The 17500-nt window shown below is 69.3% G+C and carries 18 protein-coding genes; all 18 read left to right on the forward strand.

Annotated features, from left to right (window positions below):
• The first annotated feature begins 123 nt into the window (after window positions 1-123).
• The 18 genes from ABT170_RS13580 (at window position 124) to ABT170_RS13665 (ending at window position 17401) form a co-directional block, all read left to right on the forward strand.
• Window positions 124-666: a hypothetical protein gene (locus tag ABT170_RS13580; protein WP_351866765.1), complete on the forward strand. Its 543-nt coding sequence runs from the start codon at window positions 124-126 to the stop codon at window positions 664-666.
• 409 nt (window positions 667-1075) lie between these two features.
• The gene (locus ABT170_RS13585; protein ID WP_351866768.1) at window positions 1076-1642 is read left to right on the forward strand and encodes a hypothetical protein; all 567 of its coding nucleotides are present in this window, start codon (window positions 1076-1078) and stop codon (window positions 1640-1642) included.
• A gap of 137 nt (window positions 1643-1779) precedes the next feature.
• A complete protein-coding gene (locus ABT170_RS13590) occupies window positions 1780-2058 on the forward strand; it encodes a hypothetical protein (RefSeq protein WP_351866771.1) in 279 nt (92 codons plus the stop codon).
• A 166-nt stretch (window positions 2059-2224) separates the two neighbouring features.
• Window positions 2225-2725 carry a DUF6884 domain-containing protein gene (locus tag ABT170_RS13595; RefSeq protein ID WP_351866774.1) on the forward strand — a complete coding sequence of 167 codons (501 nt, stop codon included), beginning with the start codon at window positions 2225-2227 and terminating at the stop codon, window positions 2723-2725.
• A 250-nt stretch (window positions 2726-2975) separates the two neighbouring features.
• Entirely contained in the window at window positions 2976-4136 is a 1161-nt protein-coding gene (locus ABT170_RS13600; RefSeq protein ID WP_351866777.1) for a DUF2637 domain-containing protein, read from the forward strand.
• Window positions 4096-4458 carry a hypothetical protein gene (locus ABT170_RS13605; RefSeq protein WP_325745555.1) on the forward strand — a complete coding sequence of 121 codons (363 nt, stop codon included), beginning with the start codon at window positions 4096-4098 and terminating at the stop codon, window positions 4456-4458. Before ABT170_RS13600 ends, ABT170_RS13605 begins: the two co-directional genes overlap by 41 nt.
• Before the next feature lie 103 nt (window positions 4459-4561).
• Window positions 4562-5182 carry a hypothetical protein gene (locus tag ABT170_RS13610; protein ID WP_351866780.1) on the forward strand — a complete coding sequence of 207 codons (621 nt, stop codon included), beginning with the start codon at window positions 4562-4564 and terminating at the stop codon, window positions 5180-5182.
• Window positions 5182-7215, forward strand: coding sequence for a peptidoglycan DD-metalloendopeptidase family protein (locus tag ABT170_RS13615; protein ID WP_351866783.1), 2034 nt, complete (start codon window positions 5182-5184; stop codon window positions 7213-7215). The genes ABT170_RS13610 and ABT170_RS13615 overlap by 1 nt, the downstream gene beginning before the upstream one ends.
• Before the next feature lie 206 nt (window positions 7216-7421).
• The gene (locus ABT170_RS13620; RefSeq protein ID WP_351866786.1) at window positions 7422-8057 is read left to right on the forward strand and encodes a hypothetical protein; all 636 of its coding nucleotides are present in this window, start codon (window positions 7422-7424) and stop codon (window positions 8055-8057) included.
• Window positions 8058-8284: 227 nt separating this feature from the next.
• Window positions 8285-8812 (forward strand): hypothetical protein, encoded by a 528-nt coding sequence (locus ABT170_RS13625; RefSeq protein ID WP_332757056.1) that lies wholly within the window; start codon window positions 8285-8287, stop codon window positions 8810-8812.
• A 276-nt stretch (window positions 8813-9088) separates the two neighbouring features.
• On the forward strand, window positions 9089-9508 hold the full coding sequence (locus ABT170_RS13630) for a hypothetical protein (RefSeq protein ID WP_351866789.1): 420 nt from the start codon (window positions 9089-9091) through the stop codon (window positions 9506-9508).
• 13 nt (window positions 9509-9521) lie between these two features.
• A complete protein-coding gene (locus ABT170_RS13635; RefSeq protein ID WP_351866792.1) occupies window positions 9522-9932 on the forward strand; it encodes a hypothetical protein in 411 nt (136 codons plus the stop codon).
• Window positions 9929-10420, forward strand: a complete 492-nt coding sequence (locus tag ABT170_RS13640; protein ID WP_351866795.1) for a hypothetical protein — start codon at window positions 9929-9931, stop codon at window positions 10418-10420. Before ABT170_RS13635 ends, ABT170_RS13640 begins: the two co-directional genes overlap by 4 nt.
• 161 nt (window positions 10421-10581) lie before the next feature.
• Window positions 10582-11901 carry a hypothetical protein gene (locus ABT170_RS13645; protein ID WP_351866798.1) on the forward strand — a complete coding sequence of 440 codons (1320 nt, stop codon included), beginning with the start codon at window positions 10582-10584 and terminating at the stop codon, window positions 11899-11901.
• 89 nt (window positions 11902-11990) lie between these two features.
• Entirely contained in the window at window positions 11991-13247 is a 1257-nt protein-coding gene (locus ABT170_RS13650; RefSeq protein WP_351866801.1) for a SpaA isopeptide-forming pilin-related protein, read from the forward strand.
• Between the two features lie 91 nt (window positions 13248-13338).
• Window positions 13339-14217: a sortase gene (locus tag ABT170_RS13655; protein ID WP_351866804.1), complete on the forward strand. Its 879-nt coding sequence runs from the start codon at window positions 13339-13341 to the stop codon at window positions 14215-14217.
• 269 nt (window positions 14218-14486) lie between these two features.
• The gene (locus ABT170_RS13660; protein WP_351866807.1) at window positions 14487-15098 is read left to right on the forward strand and encodes a hypothetical protein; all 612 of its coding nucleotides are present in this window, start codon (window positions 14487-14489) and stop codon (window positions 15096-15098) included.
• On the forward strand, window positions 15095-17401 hold the full coding sequence (locus tag ABT170_RS13665) for an AAA family ATPase (protein ID WP_351866810.1): 2307 nt from the start codon (window positions 15095-15097) through the stop codon (window positions 17399-17401). The genes ABT170_RS13660 and ABT170_RS13665 overlap by 4 nt, the downstream gene beginning before the upstream one ends.
• Window positions 17402-17500: the final 99 nt, after the last annotated feature.

Raw genomic sequence — 17500 nt, forward strand, 5'->3', positions numbered from 1 at the left:
TTCGACCGCCTCCTGGCCTGTCGGGAGGTCGAATTCGCCGGACCTCTCGACCTCGCCGGCGCTCTGCGTAGCTTCCGGTCGGCACCCCGCGACCCACCAACCCCGACAGAGAAGGCAACCGCCATGGACACCGGCCCGGCAGCAGACGACCACCACGCGGAGACCCGGCAGGCGCTCCGCCGGTGCGGAGACGCCATCGGACTCGAGGCAGCCCGCCAGAACCTTCCGGCAGACCTGTACGTCGCCTTGTTCGGACGCATGCAGGAAGGGCTGCTGCGCGGCATGGTCCACCAGCTCGGAGACGGCGAGCACACCCTCAAGGTCTTCACCGACCTCCCGGGTGACACCCTCGTCATCACCGCGCCGACACCCGGTCACGACCGTCATCTGGGCCCGGACCTGGCCCGCGCGGCGTTCCTCCTCCTCGCAGCCCACGGCCCGAGCCACTCGGCAGGCATCACCGCCTGCACCGTCCACGCGGACGGACACAGCACCCTCCAGGGATGGGTCGTCCTGGACGGCGTCCCGAAGCCGCTGTCGGCCGACGTACTGCAGACCCTGTGTTCCGTGGGAGGGCCGGTCGCCGAAGGCTCGGCGGCCGGCGGCCGGATCGACTACGTCAATGCCTTCACACCGGTCCCCCTGCCCGCAAAGAAGGGGGCCTGAGTGCCTCCCTGCGGCTTCACCCCGCATTGCGGCGACTGCGGGGAAACCGACATCACCCTCAACAGCAGCGGCAGGACCACCTGCTGCGACGCCCCCATATGCGAAGGCGCCTCTGAGACCGCCTACCGCAACGACCGGACCACAAGGAAGAACTGACATGCCCGCCCGTTCCAACGACAACGGCAGGTACACGGAGCCGCGAAGCGTTCACGCTCCCACCCTTGCAGCCGACGCCCGGCATCTCGTGAAGGGCCGTCACCGCGCCGGCATTAAGCCCGTGCACGCCAACGGCGAGCCTTGTCCTCACCGGAAGGGCGAGGACTGCCCCGGACGTGAGTACCGGGCCCAGTGCAAGAACGCGGGATGCCACTTCGACCAACAGCTGGATGCCCGCGTCCAGCTCGAGTTCGTGCGCGACACCAACGCCTGCCCGACGCACCCCTCCTCGGCTGACACGGACGCCGCCGACGCGGCGAACGAAGAGGACGGCGCAGATCCGGTCGACGAGAAGTCACAGCAGGCGGCGCCACAACTTCCGCTGCAACCGCAGATCCGTAAGACCGGGCCCGCATCCCAGCCCTACCGGCTGACATGCCCCGAGCAGGGCTGTGGCCGTCTTGGTGACTACGTCACCCGGCGGATGGCGTCGGATGCCTTCGGAGAGCACGTCGACCTCGTACATCCTGCACTCACCCCGCTGGACCTGATCCGCAGCGTCGTACAGCTTGAGGGGGACGGCGACGGCCGGTGGACTGTGAGCGACCTGTCCGGTCACCGCTATACGGTGCGGCGCATCGGCGAGAAGACCTTCCGGGTCGACGTGGATGGTCGGGCGGTCACCGTCGTGGCCCCCCTGGCGACCCTGGAGCGAGCCCGGCTCTGTATCGCTCAGCTCGCCCGAATCGTCCACGGCCCCCGGGCGGAAGCCGCCCGCATCCAGCTTCTGCGTGAGGAAAGGGCAGCGGCGACAAGCTGAGCAACAGCCGACTGCTCGGATTCGCGCGCGCTCCGTAGGCACCCAGCCTCCGGCATACGTTCCCCGGCGTCACCACAGACCGGCCAACGAGCGCCGAGCCAGGCGCCGTCCCCACCAACCGAGAGAAGACCACATCCATGCGCACGATCGACACCAACGACGAGCTTCTCATCAGCCGCCTGAGCGAACGGCTCACCGACGTCCGCTACTACGGCCTCGACAACGAGTACGCCGGAAAGACGGTGCTCTCGGGCACGGCCTGGAAGGCTCTGGAGGAGCCCGGCGCGCGCCTCGTGGAGGTGAACGCGCTGCTCGGCATCTACAAGATCGTCCTCGACGACCACCGCTGGTATCAGCTCCGTACCGCTGCCGAGTTCGAGCCTCTGCCGCAGCCGCCGGTCGTCCAGGCCGCCTGATCCACGCCGGGCGGGCCCGCACCTACGCGCGGGCCCGCCGAGGAGAAAGCCCCACCTTCATGAGCCTCGTTGCCCTCGCCGCGATGATGGTCACAGCCCTGATCGGCATCGTGGCGGTCGCCTACGCCGTCAGCCCCACCCGGCACACCTGCCTGGACAGACGCTGATGCCCATCCCGCCCCGCCGTCGCATCGTGATCATCAGCTGCGGTGCCCGTAAGTCCAAGCCCGACGGCAACCTGCAAGAAGTGCCGGCCGGGAAGCTCTACATCGGGCACTACCACCGTTCGCTGCGCGCAGCCGCAGAAGCACTCACCAGCAGCCCCTCCCAGATCCTGATCGCCTCAGCGTTGCACGGGCTTGTCACGGTCAGCCAGCCCCTCGTCCCATACGAGATGACGATCGATCACCCTTCCTCAGTAACCAGCGACCACCTCCGCCAGCAGGCCGACACGTTCGGCCTGCACAGCGCTGAGGTCATCTTCCTCGGCGGCAAGCGCTACGCCCACAGGCTCCTTCCCGCGATCCCGCAGTGCCTGCGGCCGCTCACCGGCGGCATGGGAACGCAGCGCGGACAGTGCCGGGCGGTAGCCGAACAACCGGAGCTTCGGCGCCAGTGGTGGGAGGAAGCCGCAGCCCTCCTGCGCGATCACCGTCGCCAGGACTGACCACACGGACGCCGACCGGCCAGAGAGAACCCTGCCGCGCGCCGGCTCCACAGGAGGTGTCCGCTTCGCTTCCTACCGTGCGCCGCATGACCACCCGTACTGATCACCGCGGCGATCTCGGCACCTGCGGCCTTACCCCACGCGAGACAGCCAGGGCCACAGAACCGTTGGGAGTCCGCCAGTGACCCCGCCCGACGTAGAGCAGCCGCAGCCCACCCGGGCCCCACGCGCTCACGCTCTTCTCGTCGCTGTGATCACCGGCGGCGGCCTGATCATCGCTCTGATCGGCTTCATCGGCTCCTACGCGGCTGTCCAAGACCTAGCGGAGGCCAAGGGGTTCGGCGACTTCGCGCGCCTGTACCCGATCGGCGTCGACGCGGGGATCGTGGTCTTGCTCGCGCTCGATCTGCTGCTGAGCTGGATCAGAATCCCGTTCCCGCTGCTCCGGCAGACGGCGTGGCTCCTGACCGCCGCCACCATCGCCTTCAACGCCGCGGCGGCGTGGCCGGACCCGCTCGGCACAGCCATGCACGCCGTCATCCCCGTCCTGTTCGTCGTGACAGTCGAAGCCGCCCGACATGCGGTCGGGCGCATCGCGGACATCACGGCCGACCGGCACATGGAAGGCGTCCGGCTGACCCGGTGGATCCTGTCGCCGGTGCCCACGTTCCGGATGTGGCGTCGGATGAAGCTCTGGGAGCTTCGCTCCTACGACCAGGTCATCAAGCTCGAGCAAGACCGACTGATCTACGAAGCAGGGCTGGAAGTGCGGTACGGGCCCGCCTGGCGGCGCACAGCACCCATCGAGGCCCTGATGCCGTTGCGGCTGGCGAAGTACGGCGTTCCTGTGCAGGCCGATGCCCCACCGGTCCTGCAGCGATCCAACGCACCCGAACTTCCGGCCCCGCCCCCCGACCGGTCCGAAGGCGCCCCGACCACCTCGCAGGCCGATCCGCCGCCGGCCGCCCCGCCGAGCGCCACCCCGCAGGAGGAACCACCACCCCCCGACCGGCCTGAAGGCACCCTGACCGCCGCGCAGGGAGACCCGCCGTCGTCCCCCCAGGAGGAAGAACCCCCTGCTCCACCCGCAGACGGTCGCGCCGCTGTAAAGACGGCTTACGACGCCCTGACCTCGCCAGATGCGGACCTGTCCGCCCGGAAGCTGGCCCAGCGTCTCGCGCCCAGCCTCGGGCTGACCGAGAACACCGTGCGGGTCTACATCACCGCGCTCCGCAAAGAGCGCAGCCGCTTGAAAGTCGTCCCCGACCCCACCGAGGAGGGCGAGTTCCAAGCCTCCGAAACGATCGACACCGCTACTGGCACTCCCGCTGACGCCGCCCCCTCACCCGCACCGCATGAGAAGAGCCCCCATGAGTTCCATCGCACCCAATCCGTACAGCCCCCACGCTGACGCAGATCCCCGGTACCGGCACATCCTCCCCACGCCGGCATCTCTCGGTGCCCCGCCTCCCGGCGCCCTGCTCCCCACCTCCTGCGGACGCCTGGCCGTCGTCCCCGACGAGGCTCTCCGCCTGGCCGCCGGCACCGATCTCCCCGACGGGCTCTGTCCGGCATGTCTCGCTGCGCTGCGTGGCGAGGAGCTGCCGGTCGACGTACGACCGATCAGCAACTGCGCCTGCGGGATGACCACCGAACACGACGGCCGCTGTGCCCTGTGCCGGCAGGAAGACCACGACGAGTGGTGGCCCACCCGTGGAGCCGCAGCAGCCTGAGAACACTGCCTGAAGCAGCTGCCGCACGAGCTCCCCAGGAGGTGTCCGGTTTGCTCCCTACGGTCGCGGGCGTCAACGCCCCCGACCGTCCCAGGGAGTCCCCGTGGAACGACGCCGCGCCGTCATCATCGCCGCCGCCCTAATCGCCCTGGCCGCCTTCGTCGGCCTGGCGGTCGCCCTCAACCGCAGCAGCCCCGAGGGGGAGAAGAAGGACACCACCGCTCCCGCGCCGGACACCACGAGCGAACCCAGTACGCCGGCCGGGACGGTCGACTCCGTCCCAGCCGTCATCGAACCCCAAGAACTCGCGGCCGCCCACACGGTGATGCGCGAGTACCTGACCACCCTCGGCACATACACCTACCGCACGGACGCCGCCGCCTGGACGGCCAAGGCCCGCGAGCTCACCGACGGTTCACCGGCCATCGTCGACCAGACCACCCTGCCCACCGGGCGGGCGTGGGCCGAGTGCGAGCGGACGAAGTGCTCCTCCACCGCCACAGCCGACCTCAAGCGCGACACCGTGATCAGCAACGCGCCCGTCGACGGCGCCGGCCGGTCGGTGACCACCCTCGCCTCCACCACTGTCCGCCTCCACCAGGAAGAGCAGACCAGCCAGAGCACCGACTTCCAGATCACCGCGACCTACACCAAGGGCGAGTGGAAGATCTCCGGCCTGCAGCTCGCCGGCGTCGGCGACGCGGGCACCACGGAGAACAGCTGATGGCCGCCCCCATCGCCGCGCTCGCCGCCCGGAAGATAGCGGCGGCCGCCGCCCGGCGGGCGGCGGCGCGTGCCGCAGGCAGGAACGGGGGAGGCAAGCGCTGGAAGTGGTGGCTGCTCGTTGGGATCGCCGCCTTCTGCGCTGTCGCCGTCGCATTCCTCACCGCGTTCGGCGCGATCGTCGGAGTCCTGGGATCGAAGTCCGCGGAGGCCGCATGCCTGGACGACGCCTCAGCACAGCAGGGCTCGACCGGAGTCCCCGGTGGCGGTGCCTACAACCCGATCATGCCCGGCAAAGGCATGTACCTCCCCTCCGACACCGCACGGGCGGAGATACCCCCGCGGATGATGCTCGCCTCGATCCGGGCCGCCGCCCGGTACCCAGGACTCGACTGGACGCTGATCGCCGGCCAGATGTACCAGGAGACCCGCTACGGGCAGGACCCCTCCGCCGCTCCCGGCGGAGACAACGGCGCGGGCTACAAGGGAATCGTTCAGTTCGGCGACCCAGCGTGGGCCGCATACGGCGGCGACGGCAACGGGGACGGCGTCAAGGACCGCTATAACGTGGAGGATGCGGCCTTCGCCGCAGCCAACTACATCCACGCCCTCAAGGCCGAGACCGACTCCTGGAACGCGCTGCGCCGGTACTCCGGCTCCACGGTGTCCAACACCACCTACATGCGGGTCGTCACCACCCAGTCCGCCCGCTACCGGGGCGTCTTCTCCAGCGACACCACCATGATCGAGCGTTGGCAGAAGCACCTCGCCGACACGATCAAGAAGAACCCGTCCTTCCCGACGCTCGGTAAGCCCTCCGGCATCCCCGAGCCGGTCAACGACTTCAACGCCAAGGTCACCAACGCGGCACAGATCAAGTCCGCTCCGGCCAAGAGCTGGTCAACGCCTCCGCTCGATTCTGCCCCCGGGACATCCACCACCCCGGCAACGCAGGCCTCCACCCCCACGCCGGGCAGCGGCACCCCGTCCAGCGGCGGGCCCTCCGGCGTCAATTCGGCCGGGTGGCAGTGGCCCATGAAGCAGGGCACCTTCACCTTCACCGCAGAGTTCGGACAGAGCGGCGGGCGGTGGTCGGCCGGCCACACCGGCATAGACCTCGCTGCCCCGAGTGGTGTCCGCTTCTACGCTCCGGCCGACGGCAAGGTGATCTTCGTCGGGGACGGGGGCGCTTACGGCAACCTCACCAAGATCGAACACGCGGGCGGAGTCCAGACCTGGTACGCCCACCAGTCGACGTTCGGCACCCGCGTCGGCATGGAAGTGAAGCGCGGGGAGCACATCGGCAACGTCGGCGCCACCGGCAACGTGACCGGTGCCCACCTGCACTGGGAAGTCCGCCTGCCCGGTGTCCGCGATCCCCACAGGCCCGGCCAGAACAACGGCCCGGGCCCGGTCAACCCCAAGGACTGGATGAGCGGCAAGACGACGGCCTCGCCCACCTACGGCAATGATCAGTACGCCGAGGCCCAGGACCAGGCCCAGGCCTGCGCCGCCGACTCGGGCGGTGCGATCGTCATCCCCGACGGCGCCGGCGCCACCGGGCCCCTGCCGGCAGCAGACTCCGAGGTCGTACGCGCGGCTCTCGCCTGGGCACAGACCGGTCTCGGCAAGACCTACCTGTACGGTGCCCGCCGTCTCCAGGGCGACCACCCGGCAGACTTCGACTGCAGCTCCTTCACCCAGTGGGCCTACTACCAGGCCACCGGCGGCAAGCTCAACATCGGAGGGGACACCACCGCCCAGCTCCCCAAGCTGTCCAAACACAAGGTCCCGGCCGACCAGGTGCAGGCGGGCGACCTCGTCTTCTTCGGCACAGAGGCCAACCCCATCCACGTCGCCATGGTCTGGGACCCGGCCACCAAGAAGGTCATCCACGCCGCCAACAGCAAGTCCCCCGTGAAATTCGGGTCCTGGGCCGAGCAGAAGGACCCGCTGATCGGGTTCTACCGCGTCGAGATCCCCTCCGGCACCACGGCAGTCGGGCCGAACGGCGGTACCAGCGAAGCTCACTGATGCAGCCACAGGAGACCGCGGACTACGCGGACCGATGCGTCGGCTCACCCGAGGTGAGCCGACGTGCTGGCAGCAGCCGCCGGCCCAGGAGGGCCGGCGGCAGACCTCACATCCCCCACGACGGATGCCGATTCGCTGCACTTCGCGTTGCCGAGGCACAGCTGGTGACCTTCGGTCGAACACGGCAGCCCGACACTGGAGAGACCATGAGCCTGGCGGTATCCGAACCCTTGCCTCTCAACGACCCCATGCACCTGAGCCGCCCCGTCCTGTGCCAGGACGACCGTGCGCCGTGGGTCGGACAGAAGGCCACCGGCCCGCACCGGGCCACCGGATTCGTTCACCGGGTCTACTCCACCCCCTTCGGCGTCCAGGTGGCCCTGCTCCAGACTGACAACCGAGGCCTCAGGCTTCAGGTGACGGAACTGCTCTCTACCGCCACCCTGCCTGCCACACACCGGGCCGCGTACCTTCGCAACCAGCGCACGCTGCTGAGCATGCCTGTACCGGGCACCGGGGCGGACGCCCGGTCTGTCGCGGCCTGGCACCGCCGGGCCAATCTCTACATGCACTACGACTTCGCCCTGAAGTACGTCGAGGCCGCGCTCCTTGAGCACGTCAAGGCGGGCGACGAACTCGTCTACAGCCTCGGAACGCGCCTGATGGTTCTCGGCCCCGACCTCGAGCGAGACCGTCTGTTCGGCTGGCGACGGCGGATCCAGGTGCGAGCCACCGACGAACACCGGGACACTGTCCGCTGCTGGGGGTGGGCCGACGGTGAACAAGCCCTTCTCCTACGCCATGACGGCCTTGGCCCGCTGCCCACACTCGGCCTCCTGTGATGGACGAGATCGTGTGCAAGTGCGGTGCGCGCACCTATGAGCAGCACTTGGCAAGCGGAGGGCCCGCACATACCTACAAGCGTGACAAGGCGTCGAGTCAGGTGCGCAAGTAACGAATCACTCCGCGAAGCGCACCCCTGGCCTTCTCTGTTTTCGCCCTGGATGGGAAACGGCGCTGAACGGCGGCACGCTGCACCACATCACCCCAGCGACGAACGGAGCCGAAGATGACCACCGCTTCCCACACCAACCTCGTGGCGATGCGCTTCACCGACGGCGACATCGTCAGCTCCAGCGGGACAACGTGGCGCCGGGGCCTGCGCCACGCAGGACAGTGGGGCACTCTGGACGACCAGCACATCAGCCGCTCCGACGACGCGATCCGAGCAGCCCTCGCGTCGGAGGACGGCACATACGCTCCCGCGTTCCCGACCGTTTACCGGCCGCTGCCGGGCACCAGCTGCGCCACACGCGAAGCCCTCGACGCGCTGGTTTTCCGCCCGGCCACCGGAGCGGTGCTGTACACCGCCTCCCTCAACGGCGTGCAGTCGTTCCTGGGGAACGATCACGGCGTCCTGCGGGGCAACCCGACTCCGCTCAATCTGGCCTCCGTACGCGCATCCCTGCAGGGCACCCTGGCCAGGCATCAGCGAGCGTCCATCACCTACCACCGGGCCACCGGCCGTCTCTTCGCCCGCTACGCCGTCGCTGACGCCGCCCTTCACACGCACATCTACGTGCTCACCGCCAGCTGACCACCCCGAAGCTGTCTCTTGCAGAGCAGGTGAGAGGCAGCAGACCAGGAAACCCAGGCTGTCGCGTGGCCGCGCGACAGCCTGGGTTCTCCGTGACGGCCATACATACGCTCCGCCTCCTGCCGGGTTCGACCGGGAAGCCACCCTGAACGAGCCGATGCATCATGCATCACCGGAGCCACGGCGCCTCGAAGGGGTTGTCCGGATCGGGAGGCAGAGTAGGCGCCGCCTCGGGGTCACCCGACGGCGTCTACTCCGACGGTTAGGACCTGTCTCATGCCTCAGCCCGTACAGCTCGTCCAGTTCGACCCGACAGAGCGGGACGCGCTCCTCGCGGCTGGTCAGCCCAAGGCCATCGAAGCTGCCCTGCGCGCGGTCACCGCCCGCATCAAGCGGAACCTCAAGACAGTGACCGATCTGGCTTCCGACAAGAGCGTGGGTGCCAGCCCCGAAAGGCTGACGGAAGCCCGCGCCGGCATCGAAGCCAGCCTGGCTGTCCTCACGGTGTGCCCGGCTGGTGAGATCGCAGACCTGCGCAAGAACCTGGAGGCCGTCCGGGACTTGGTGGACGAGGCGCTGCAGATATCCGCCGTCGGCGTCCCGGCGGCCGCAGCGGACCCGCGCACCGCAGATTCGCCGGCGCAGGCGTACGACGGGGAGAACGCCGCAGAGTACGGGCTCTCAGCCCCCCAGTAGGAGGAAGACCGCGGTGCTAGCCCCTCTGATCGACTCGACGCCAGTCTGCTACCTCGGCAACGACAACCAGCTCGTGTGGCGTCCGTGCCGCATATGGCAGCTGGACGAGCAGCAGATCCTCGCTGTGGTCACCGAGACCACCGAACCCACGATGAGCATCGAGACGGCCGCTGCCGCGATCCGCCTCACCCTGGAAGGGCTGCGCCAGCCCTTCCAGGTGACCATCGTGGAGCACTGGCCGGCGGGCACCGGAGCGGGCGGCGAGCACTACGCCGAGCAGTACCGGCACGACAGCGGCCGCATCCACTGGAAGCACGTGGAGAAGGACGAGCTCCGGGCCAAGCTGGCCAACTTCGACTCCACCCAGCCATCCGGGAGTCCCCTCACAGCCAGGGCGCGCCAGCTCGAAGAACCGGCACGGTGAAAAACGGGCACGCCACTCCGCCGACTCTGCTCGCCGAGACCGCACTGCGTGAGCTCCTGGCCCTGTCCCGGAAGAAGGGCACCACCGTTGCCCAGATCACCGAGGCTGTCGAACTGAGCCTGCTGGAGATCGACATCGATCGTCGACAGCGCCGCCCCCGTGGAGGCGGGCGTCCCTGGCTCGCCAAGGTGACGAGCTTCGCCTTCCCCCGCGCGTTCGCCACCCAGGTATCTGCCGCCTCCCGTGCATCGGCCCCCGAGCAGATGACCGAAGAGGAACTGCTGCGCCATGCCGCGGCGGAGGGACAGGCACACAATCACATCTGCTTCACCGTCGAAATCACGGACGGTCCGAAGACGGCGGCATGCCGCCAGATCGAAGTGCAGTTGCCGGATGCCGAAGCCGAAAAGCTGGCCAACCAGATCCTGAGACTCATCACCTGGCGCCAGCGTTCCGCTTCCGGAGACACAACGGCGCGCCCGGCGTAAGAGCCCCATCGGCAGCGGCCCTCACCGCCAAGGCGCCGCCGGGAGAAGTTTCGCGGCCGCGTGCCCAGATGTCCGGCACGGTGCACTGTCACGGGCACGAACCGCCCGGTTCATGCCCCGCCACAGCGCAGGCGGGACCCACACCAGAAAGGGCACCCACTGTGGCCTACACCCTGGGAATCCGAGGCTGCCAGCACCTCGGCTACCACAACCCCCGGATGCGACTGCACCCTCAGACACGCTGGAACCAGCGCGTTGTCGACGGGCATCTCGCCCACGACCTGACCATGCGCGCCATGCTCGACGCCGGGGTGCAGGGCATCATCGACGGGGGCGACCTCACCCACCGGGCCCGGCCCCTGCCGCGCGACGTCGAACACGCCAACCGCGTTGACGACCTGCGGGCCCGAGCCAACATCTGGGGCCTGGGCAACAGCGGCAACCACTGCGCCGGCGCGGGAACCGACATCTCCGCCATGGGCACGATGCACCGACCCGATCTCGGCATGCACGCGGTCTACCCCGACCCCCGCCGTGGCCCGGGCGACGGCACCGGCCCCTATCCGGGCCTGTACGAGATCCACCAGCCGACCGACGGCCTCGCCATCCACGCAGTGTCCCATTACGGCCTGGACCGCTCCCTGGCCGACGCCGGTATCCACATCGACCCCGTCCCGCTGCCCGGCCACGTGAACCTCTTCGTCTGCCACGGCACGTTCGAAGCCGACGGCCGTCTCTACCACTGCATCAACCCCGAGGGGCAAGAGCGCCCCATCCCCCTGGAGTGGGCCCACCGCGGATGGGACGCGCTGCTGCTCTCGCACTACCACTCCCTCGGCGCTGTACCCGGTCATGACCACGACGGTCCCGGGCAGGTCTGGTACACCGGCTCCTCCCTGACCCGGGGCTTCTCCGACGACCTCGGCCCGCGCGGCTGGCTTCACGTCACCATCGAGGACACCGGCCGCGTCCACGTCGAAGCCCGCACCATCTGGCAGCGGCCTCAGCACGATCTTCCCGTCATCGACGCCGCCGAGCTGACCACCGAGGACATCGACCAGCTCATCACCGACCGCATCGCCGCGCTGGAACTGGAAGACGCCGAAAGCGCGAAGCTCACCGGGGACGCCGGGGCGATCGTCCGCCAGCGCATCAGCGGCACCACCCCCGGCCAGCGAGCGGCTCTGCGAGCGCTCCAGCCGCGATGGAGCCGCCTCGCCTCTGCCGCCGCGTCCTGGCAGATCGACTACCCCCACCCCACCCAGGCGCAGGACGCGGACAGCACAGCGGGAAGGCAGCGCCTGATCACAGGGCGGATCACGGACTACGGCACGGAATTCGAAACCCGCAGTGCCGAGCTGACCCGGCGCATGGGCATCCCCGACGTCATCGCCGAGCCGGTCCGCACCAAGGCCCTGCAATGGGCCAAGGAGATCACCCCCACCTCCGCCTCGTCGAGCGAGGCTGCGATCACCGACTGAACCCGTCCCGGGCGGAGGTGTCCGCTTTGCCGACGATGCTGCGCAGCAGACGGGGCTGAACTGCGGCCCCACTGGCAAGGAGAAGCGCCTTGACCCTGAACACACGCCGCCCGGCGCCGGGCCGGACGCTGCGCCGCTCGACCGTTCTCGCCACAGCCCTCCTGGTCGGCGCGACCGCCCTGTGCGCCGCCCCCAGCGCGGTCGCAGCGGACAAATGGGGCCCCGGCTTTGCCATCCCCGATGACCTCAACAAGCCGGACGCCTCCCACCTCGGTGCGTACGGAGCGCCGGGGGCCCCGGTCAGCGGCATCACCGGCCGGGCCTACTGCGCCGACCCGACCCTCGCCGGTCCAGCAGCCGGCGGCCAGTACGGCAAGGCCACCGAGGTCACCACCTGGACCTCGAAGGCCACCGGTCGGCAGGTCTCCAAGGAGAACACCGCCCGCGCGGCGTACGTGCTGTCCAAGTACGGGGACACCGCCAGCGACAGCCAGGCCGCGGCCGTCGACGCGGCCGTGTACAGCTTCCTCGAGCAGGGCAGCACGTACGCCCTGCCCAACGGCAAGCGGGCGCTGGAGCGGGTCTCGTACCCCAACGTTCCGAAGGAGGTGAAGACCAAGGCAGAGGGGTTCATCACCGAGGCGGGCAAGCTGGCCGGACCGTACAAGGTCAACGTGCACACCCCCGCCGCCTTCAAGCCCGGCGAGAAGACCACCATCACGCTGGACGTCACCGCCGCGTCCGGGCAGAAGGTCCCCGGCGTCCAGATCCAGCTCAACGGGGCGGGCGCCGTCGCCGGCGCGGGCACCGTCACCACGAACGACGAAGGCGTCGCCACAGCCACCATCACACCCGCCAAGGCAGGGACCGTCGAGCTGAAGGCGGTGGCCAAGAACCTGCCCGCTTCGACGCTGATCGCCCATCTGCCCGCCAACGACAAGGCACAGCGGATGCTCGTCGCTGGCGGCACCACGAGCGCCGAAGCCCAGCTCAAGATCACCGTCAACGCGCTGAAGGGGAGCATCAAGCTCCTCAAGACCGCCAGCGACACCAAGAAGCCGCTGTCCGGGGTCCAGTTCGAAGTCAAGGACGAGGCCAACAAGACGGTGGCCAAGGGAACCACCAACAGCCAGGGCCTCTGGCAGGTCGACAATCTCCCGCCGGGCACCTACACCATCCACGAGGTCCAGGCCGTGGAGGGCTACCAGCTGGCCGTGGACCAGAACGTGACCGTCGTGGACGGCAAGACCTCCGACGTCAGCGTCATCGACGTCAAGATCCCCCAGCCCGAGAAGCCGAAGCCGCGGCCCGTGGACATCACCGAGCTGCCGAAGACCGGCGCGTGACCACAACCTGACGGCTCTCACTCGCCGACGCTGCGGGCCGGGACGTCCACGTCCCGGCCCGCGCCCCCACTGACCCGTCCTTGGAGCGCACGTGTCCGACGCACCACACAGCCCCGGCAGCCTTCCCACAGCACAGCCGACCACCCGACCGCGCCGAACCCGACGAGCACTGGCCGCGGGCATCGCCGCCGTCACCGTCGCAGGCCTCGCAACCACCGCACTCCTGGTGACCCGCGGGGACGATGAGCCGTCCACCCGCGCACACCAGCCTGCCGCTACCCAGAAGATCGCCCCCACCGAGCCGGCATCGACCGTCCCGGATCCGCTCACTTCCTCTGCCGCTTCCGCCACCCCCGACGAACCTGCGGTCGACGAGCCCGTCGGTGGCGACCCGAAGGTGCCGGACCGGACGGTCAAGGCCCAGTCCGACGCATCCGCCGTACTGGACACCTGGTCCTCCTCCAACCCGAAAGGCAGCGGCCCCCACAGCGTCGGCGGAAACCCCACCACAGGGGGCGGTGGTGAAGTCACCGAAGTCCTGCGCATCCCGGCGCTCGGCAACGACTGGGCCCAGCCCGTCTACGAGGGTGTGACCAGCCGACAGCTACGAGCTGGCGTCGGGCACTTCCCCGGGACAGAACGTCCCGGGCAGATCGGGAACTACGCCATAGCCGGCCACCGCTCAGGCGTGGCAAGCCCCGCCTTCAAGAACATCGACCGCATCGCGCCCGGTGCGGCCATCTCCGTCACGACGGCGAACCGCGTCACCTACACGTACAAGGTGGCCTCCGTTCAGACCGTAGACCCGAGCAACGTGAACGTCATCGCCCAGGTACCGGGCAAGCCCGCTGCCACTCCCACCAAGCCGGTGCTGACGCTCGTCACGTGCTGGCCGGCCAACGGCTCGTCCAAGCGTGTCGTCGTCACCGCCGACCTCGTCCGATCAAGCGGAGGAACCTCCGTCCGATGACGGTGTCCGATTGCCCCGCGCGGTCCCGACGCCCTGGCCGGCCCTCTGCTGGACGGCCAGGGCCGGCTTCGGCACCGGGGCCATGGTCGGTCTCGGCCTCATTGTCGTGCTGACCACTCACTTCCCGGTCCGCAGCGAGAGGTGAGGCGGACGGTTCGACGACGATGGTGCCGGAGACCACAGAGCCAGATTCGCGGATTCTCGCGCCGCACCTCGCCAAATGGTGATCTTCGGGCATCACCTCGCGACCCTGCCCCGAAGGACCCGGCATGTCTCCCAGCCTGACGATCACCAGCAACTTCTTCGAGCCGTTCCGCACCTACACCGACGCCGCCGCCCACCAGGCGCTCGGGCAGGCTCGGGTCTTCGAAGTAGAGCTCGTCACCCGGCACCCCGACCGGGGGCAGCTGCGCGCCGTCGGCTGGATGAGCAACGCTGCCCCGGGCTCGAAGCGGCACATGCAGGCGGTGGACGAGGACGAGTACCAGAGCGGTGTGTGGAAGCCGCACGCGCAGACAACCACTTTGCTGGGCCACGCCAGCGTGGACGACCCGACTCCGATCCTTCTGGTGTGCACTTACGCCTGGTCCTGCCCGTGCAACGCCCCTGCCCTGATCGTGTACGCCAACGGTCCCGACGCGGAGACCACCCGGGTCGCCGCCGACGACGCGGCCTGGGCTCACGCCGGGAGCCTCGCGCTCGCGGACGGCGAGTACGTGGACGGTTCCGAGCACCACCAGTGCGACGCCCCGCAGCTGAAGCTGGTGTCGGCGCTGCGCACCCTCCACTTCGCCGCACCCCGGATCCAGACGCCTCCCGGGCAGGACTCCAGCACCGTTCTGCGCGTCAACATCCGCCCCACAGACGGAGCAGTCGCATGATCACCCCCATCCGGATACGCGTCCGCAACATCCGCTCGGTCCGGCACGGCGAGATCACCATCCCCGACACCGGCATCACCGCCCTGCACGGGCCGGTCGGCTCGGGGAAGTCGACCTTCCTGTCCGCCATGGTGTGGGCGCTGTACGGCGAGGTCCCCGGAGGACTGAAGCAGGCCGACATGCGCCGCTCCGGCGCGGACGGTGAGCCGTGCGAAGCCGAAGTCGACTTCATCTTCAACGGGCAGCGGTACACGGCCCTTCGGGGTCTGCGGCAGCGCAACCACCGGGGCGGCGTACGAGAGGAGGCGTACGCCCGCTGGTGGACCAACGGAGCCACCGGCCCTGGCCAGGACGAACCGCAGATCAGCCCGAGCAAGCTCACCATGAAGATCTACGAGCTGACCGGACTGACCGGCCGGGCCTACTGCGGGGCCTTCTTCATCGCACAGGGCGAACTGACCGGGCTGGCCGAAGGCACTCCCGCCCAGGTCCAGCAGCTGTTTGAAGAGCAGACCGGGCTTGGCGACCTTACGAAGAAGGTCGATATCGCGAACGCCGAGGCCCGCCGGGCCGAGGAACTGGCGGCCGCCATGCCCGGTTCACGTGAGGAGACCGATGAGGCCCGCCGCGCGCTCGACGAGGCCCAGCAGCAGGCGGCTGAGGCTCACGAGACGCATGAGCAGCTTGCTGAGGCAGCGCGCCAAGCCGCTGACCGGGTGCGCAGCGCCGAGTCGCAGGCCCAGGATGTACAGCAGCGGCACCGGCTGGCGGAGCAGGAGCGGATCAACCGGGCACGTGCTGATGAGCGGGTCCAGCAGTGCGAGCGGCGGGTGGCCTCTCTGACCGGGGAGCTGCGCCAGGCCGGCCGTACTACTCCCACGCCGGAGGCCCTCACTCGACAGTTGGACGTCCTGCGGGATGCTGTCCACTCGGCCGAGCGAGCTGTCGAACAGACCGATGCCGCCGAAAAGCATGCCGCCGCAATCGACGGCCGAGTGCGGCAGACGCGAGCCGAGGTCGACAGGCTCGCCGACCCGGAACTGGACCGGCGCATCGAATCGGCGAAGCAGCAGCACACCGAGTACGAGCAGCGGCGCGGGGCGCTCAAGGGCGAGTACACCCGCCTCAGCCGGGCACTACAGGCGCTGACCACGGCCGAGTCCGCCTGCTGCCCCACCTGCGTTCAGCCGCTGCGGAACGTGGGGGTCTTGGTCGCTGATCTGCGTGTCCAGTGGGAGCGCTGCATCAGGGACGGCAAGAACGCGAAGGCGAAGGCGGAGGCGGCGGTCCAGCTTCACGATGCGCTGCTCTCTCGGCGCCAGGAACTCACGCAACTGTCCACTCGTCTGGACGCGGTGCACGCTGAGGCGGCTGCCGCCCGGCAGCAGGCCGAGGTGGCACGACGCGCGGCCGACGAGGCCGTGAGCGCTGTGGTGGTTCACCTCCCGGGGTTCGCCGGCCCGGCGAACCCTGAGCGGGCACTCCAAGCCGGTCGGGCCGCCATCGAGCAGCTCGGCACCGAACTCGTCCAGGCTCGGCACACACACGGTCTGCGTACTCAGCTGGCCAACGCCGAATCTGAGCTGGAGGCTGCGCGCGCCGACCTGGCCGCGCGGGAAACCACACACCCCGACGTCACGGCCAACGAGCTGGCCGAGGCAACGGGCGCGCTGACCGCAGCCCGCGCCGAACACAATCAGGCAGCCGCCGAGGCGTCCGAGGCGAACACCCGCTTCCTGGTGGCGGCCGAACGCGCGACCGTGCTGGCCAAGGCACATGAGGCTGCCGAAGCCCGGATGCGTGCGAAAGCCGACAAGCTCCATACGGCGCACATCCTGCACGAGGCCGCCGCGGCGTTTGCTCAGTTCCGACGCGACCTCTTGGCCGAGTACACCGCAGCGGTGTCTCAGGCGGCCACTGACGTGCTGACCCAGATCACCGACCGGCACGTGCGTTTCGAGATCGATGACGCCTTCGTCCCGCGCGTGCACACCGCCGAGGGCACGGTACGCCCCACCCGGGTCCTCTCAGGAGGAGAGAAGGCCACGGCCGCACTCGCCTTCCGGCTGGGCATCACCGAGCAGATCACAGGTGGCAACGCGATCGGAATGATCATCGCGGACGAGATCACCGCAGCTCACGACGCAGACACCCGTCGAGCCGTCCTCACATGCCTCTCCGAACTCGGTTGGCCCGCCCTGGTCGTCTCGCACGGCGAGGAGATCACGGAAGTGGCTCAGCAGGTCATCAGCCTCAGCCAGCCGGACGAGAACACCGGAACCATGATCGCCCCAGCGGCCTGAGTAGGACCCTCGGCTCTGCCCGTCCCCGAGGACGAGGAGACGGACCCCTGCGCCGCGGAACTGTCCATCAGCAAGGCCGCCAGGTGGCGTTGCCACCTG

This window comes from Streptomyces sp. NPDC001787 (assembly GCF_040297465.1).
Taxonomy (GTDB): Bacteria; Actinomycetota; Actinomycetes; order Streptomycetales; family Streptomycetaceae; genus Streptomyces.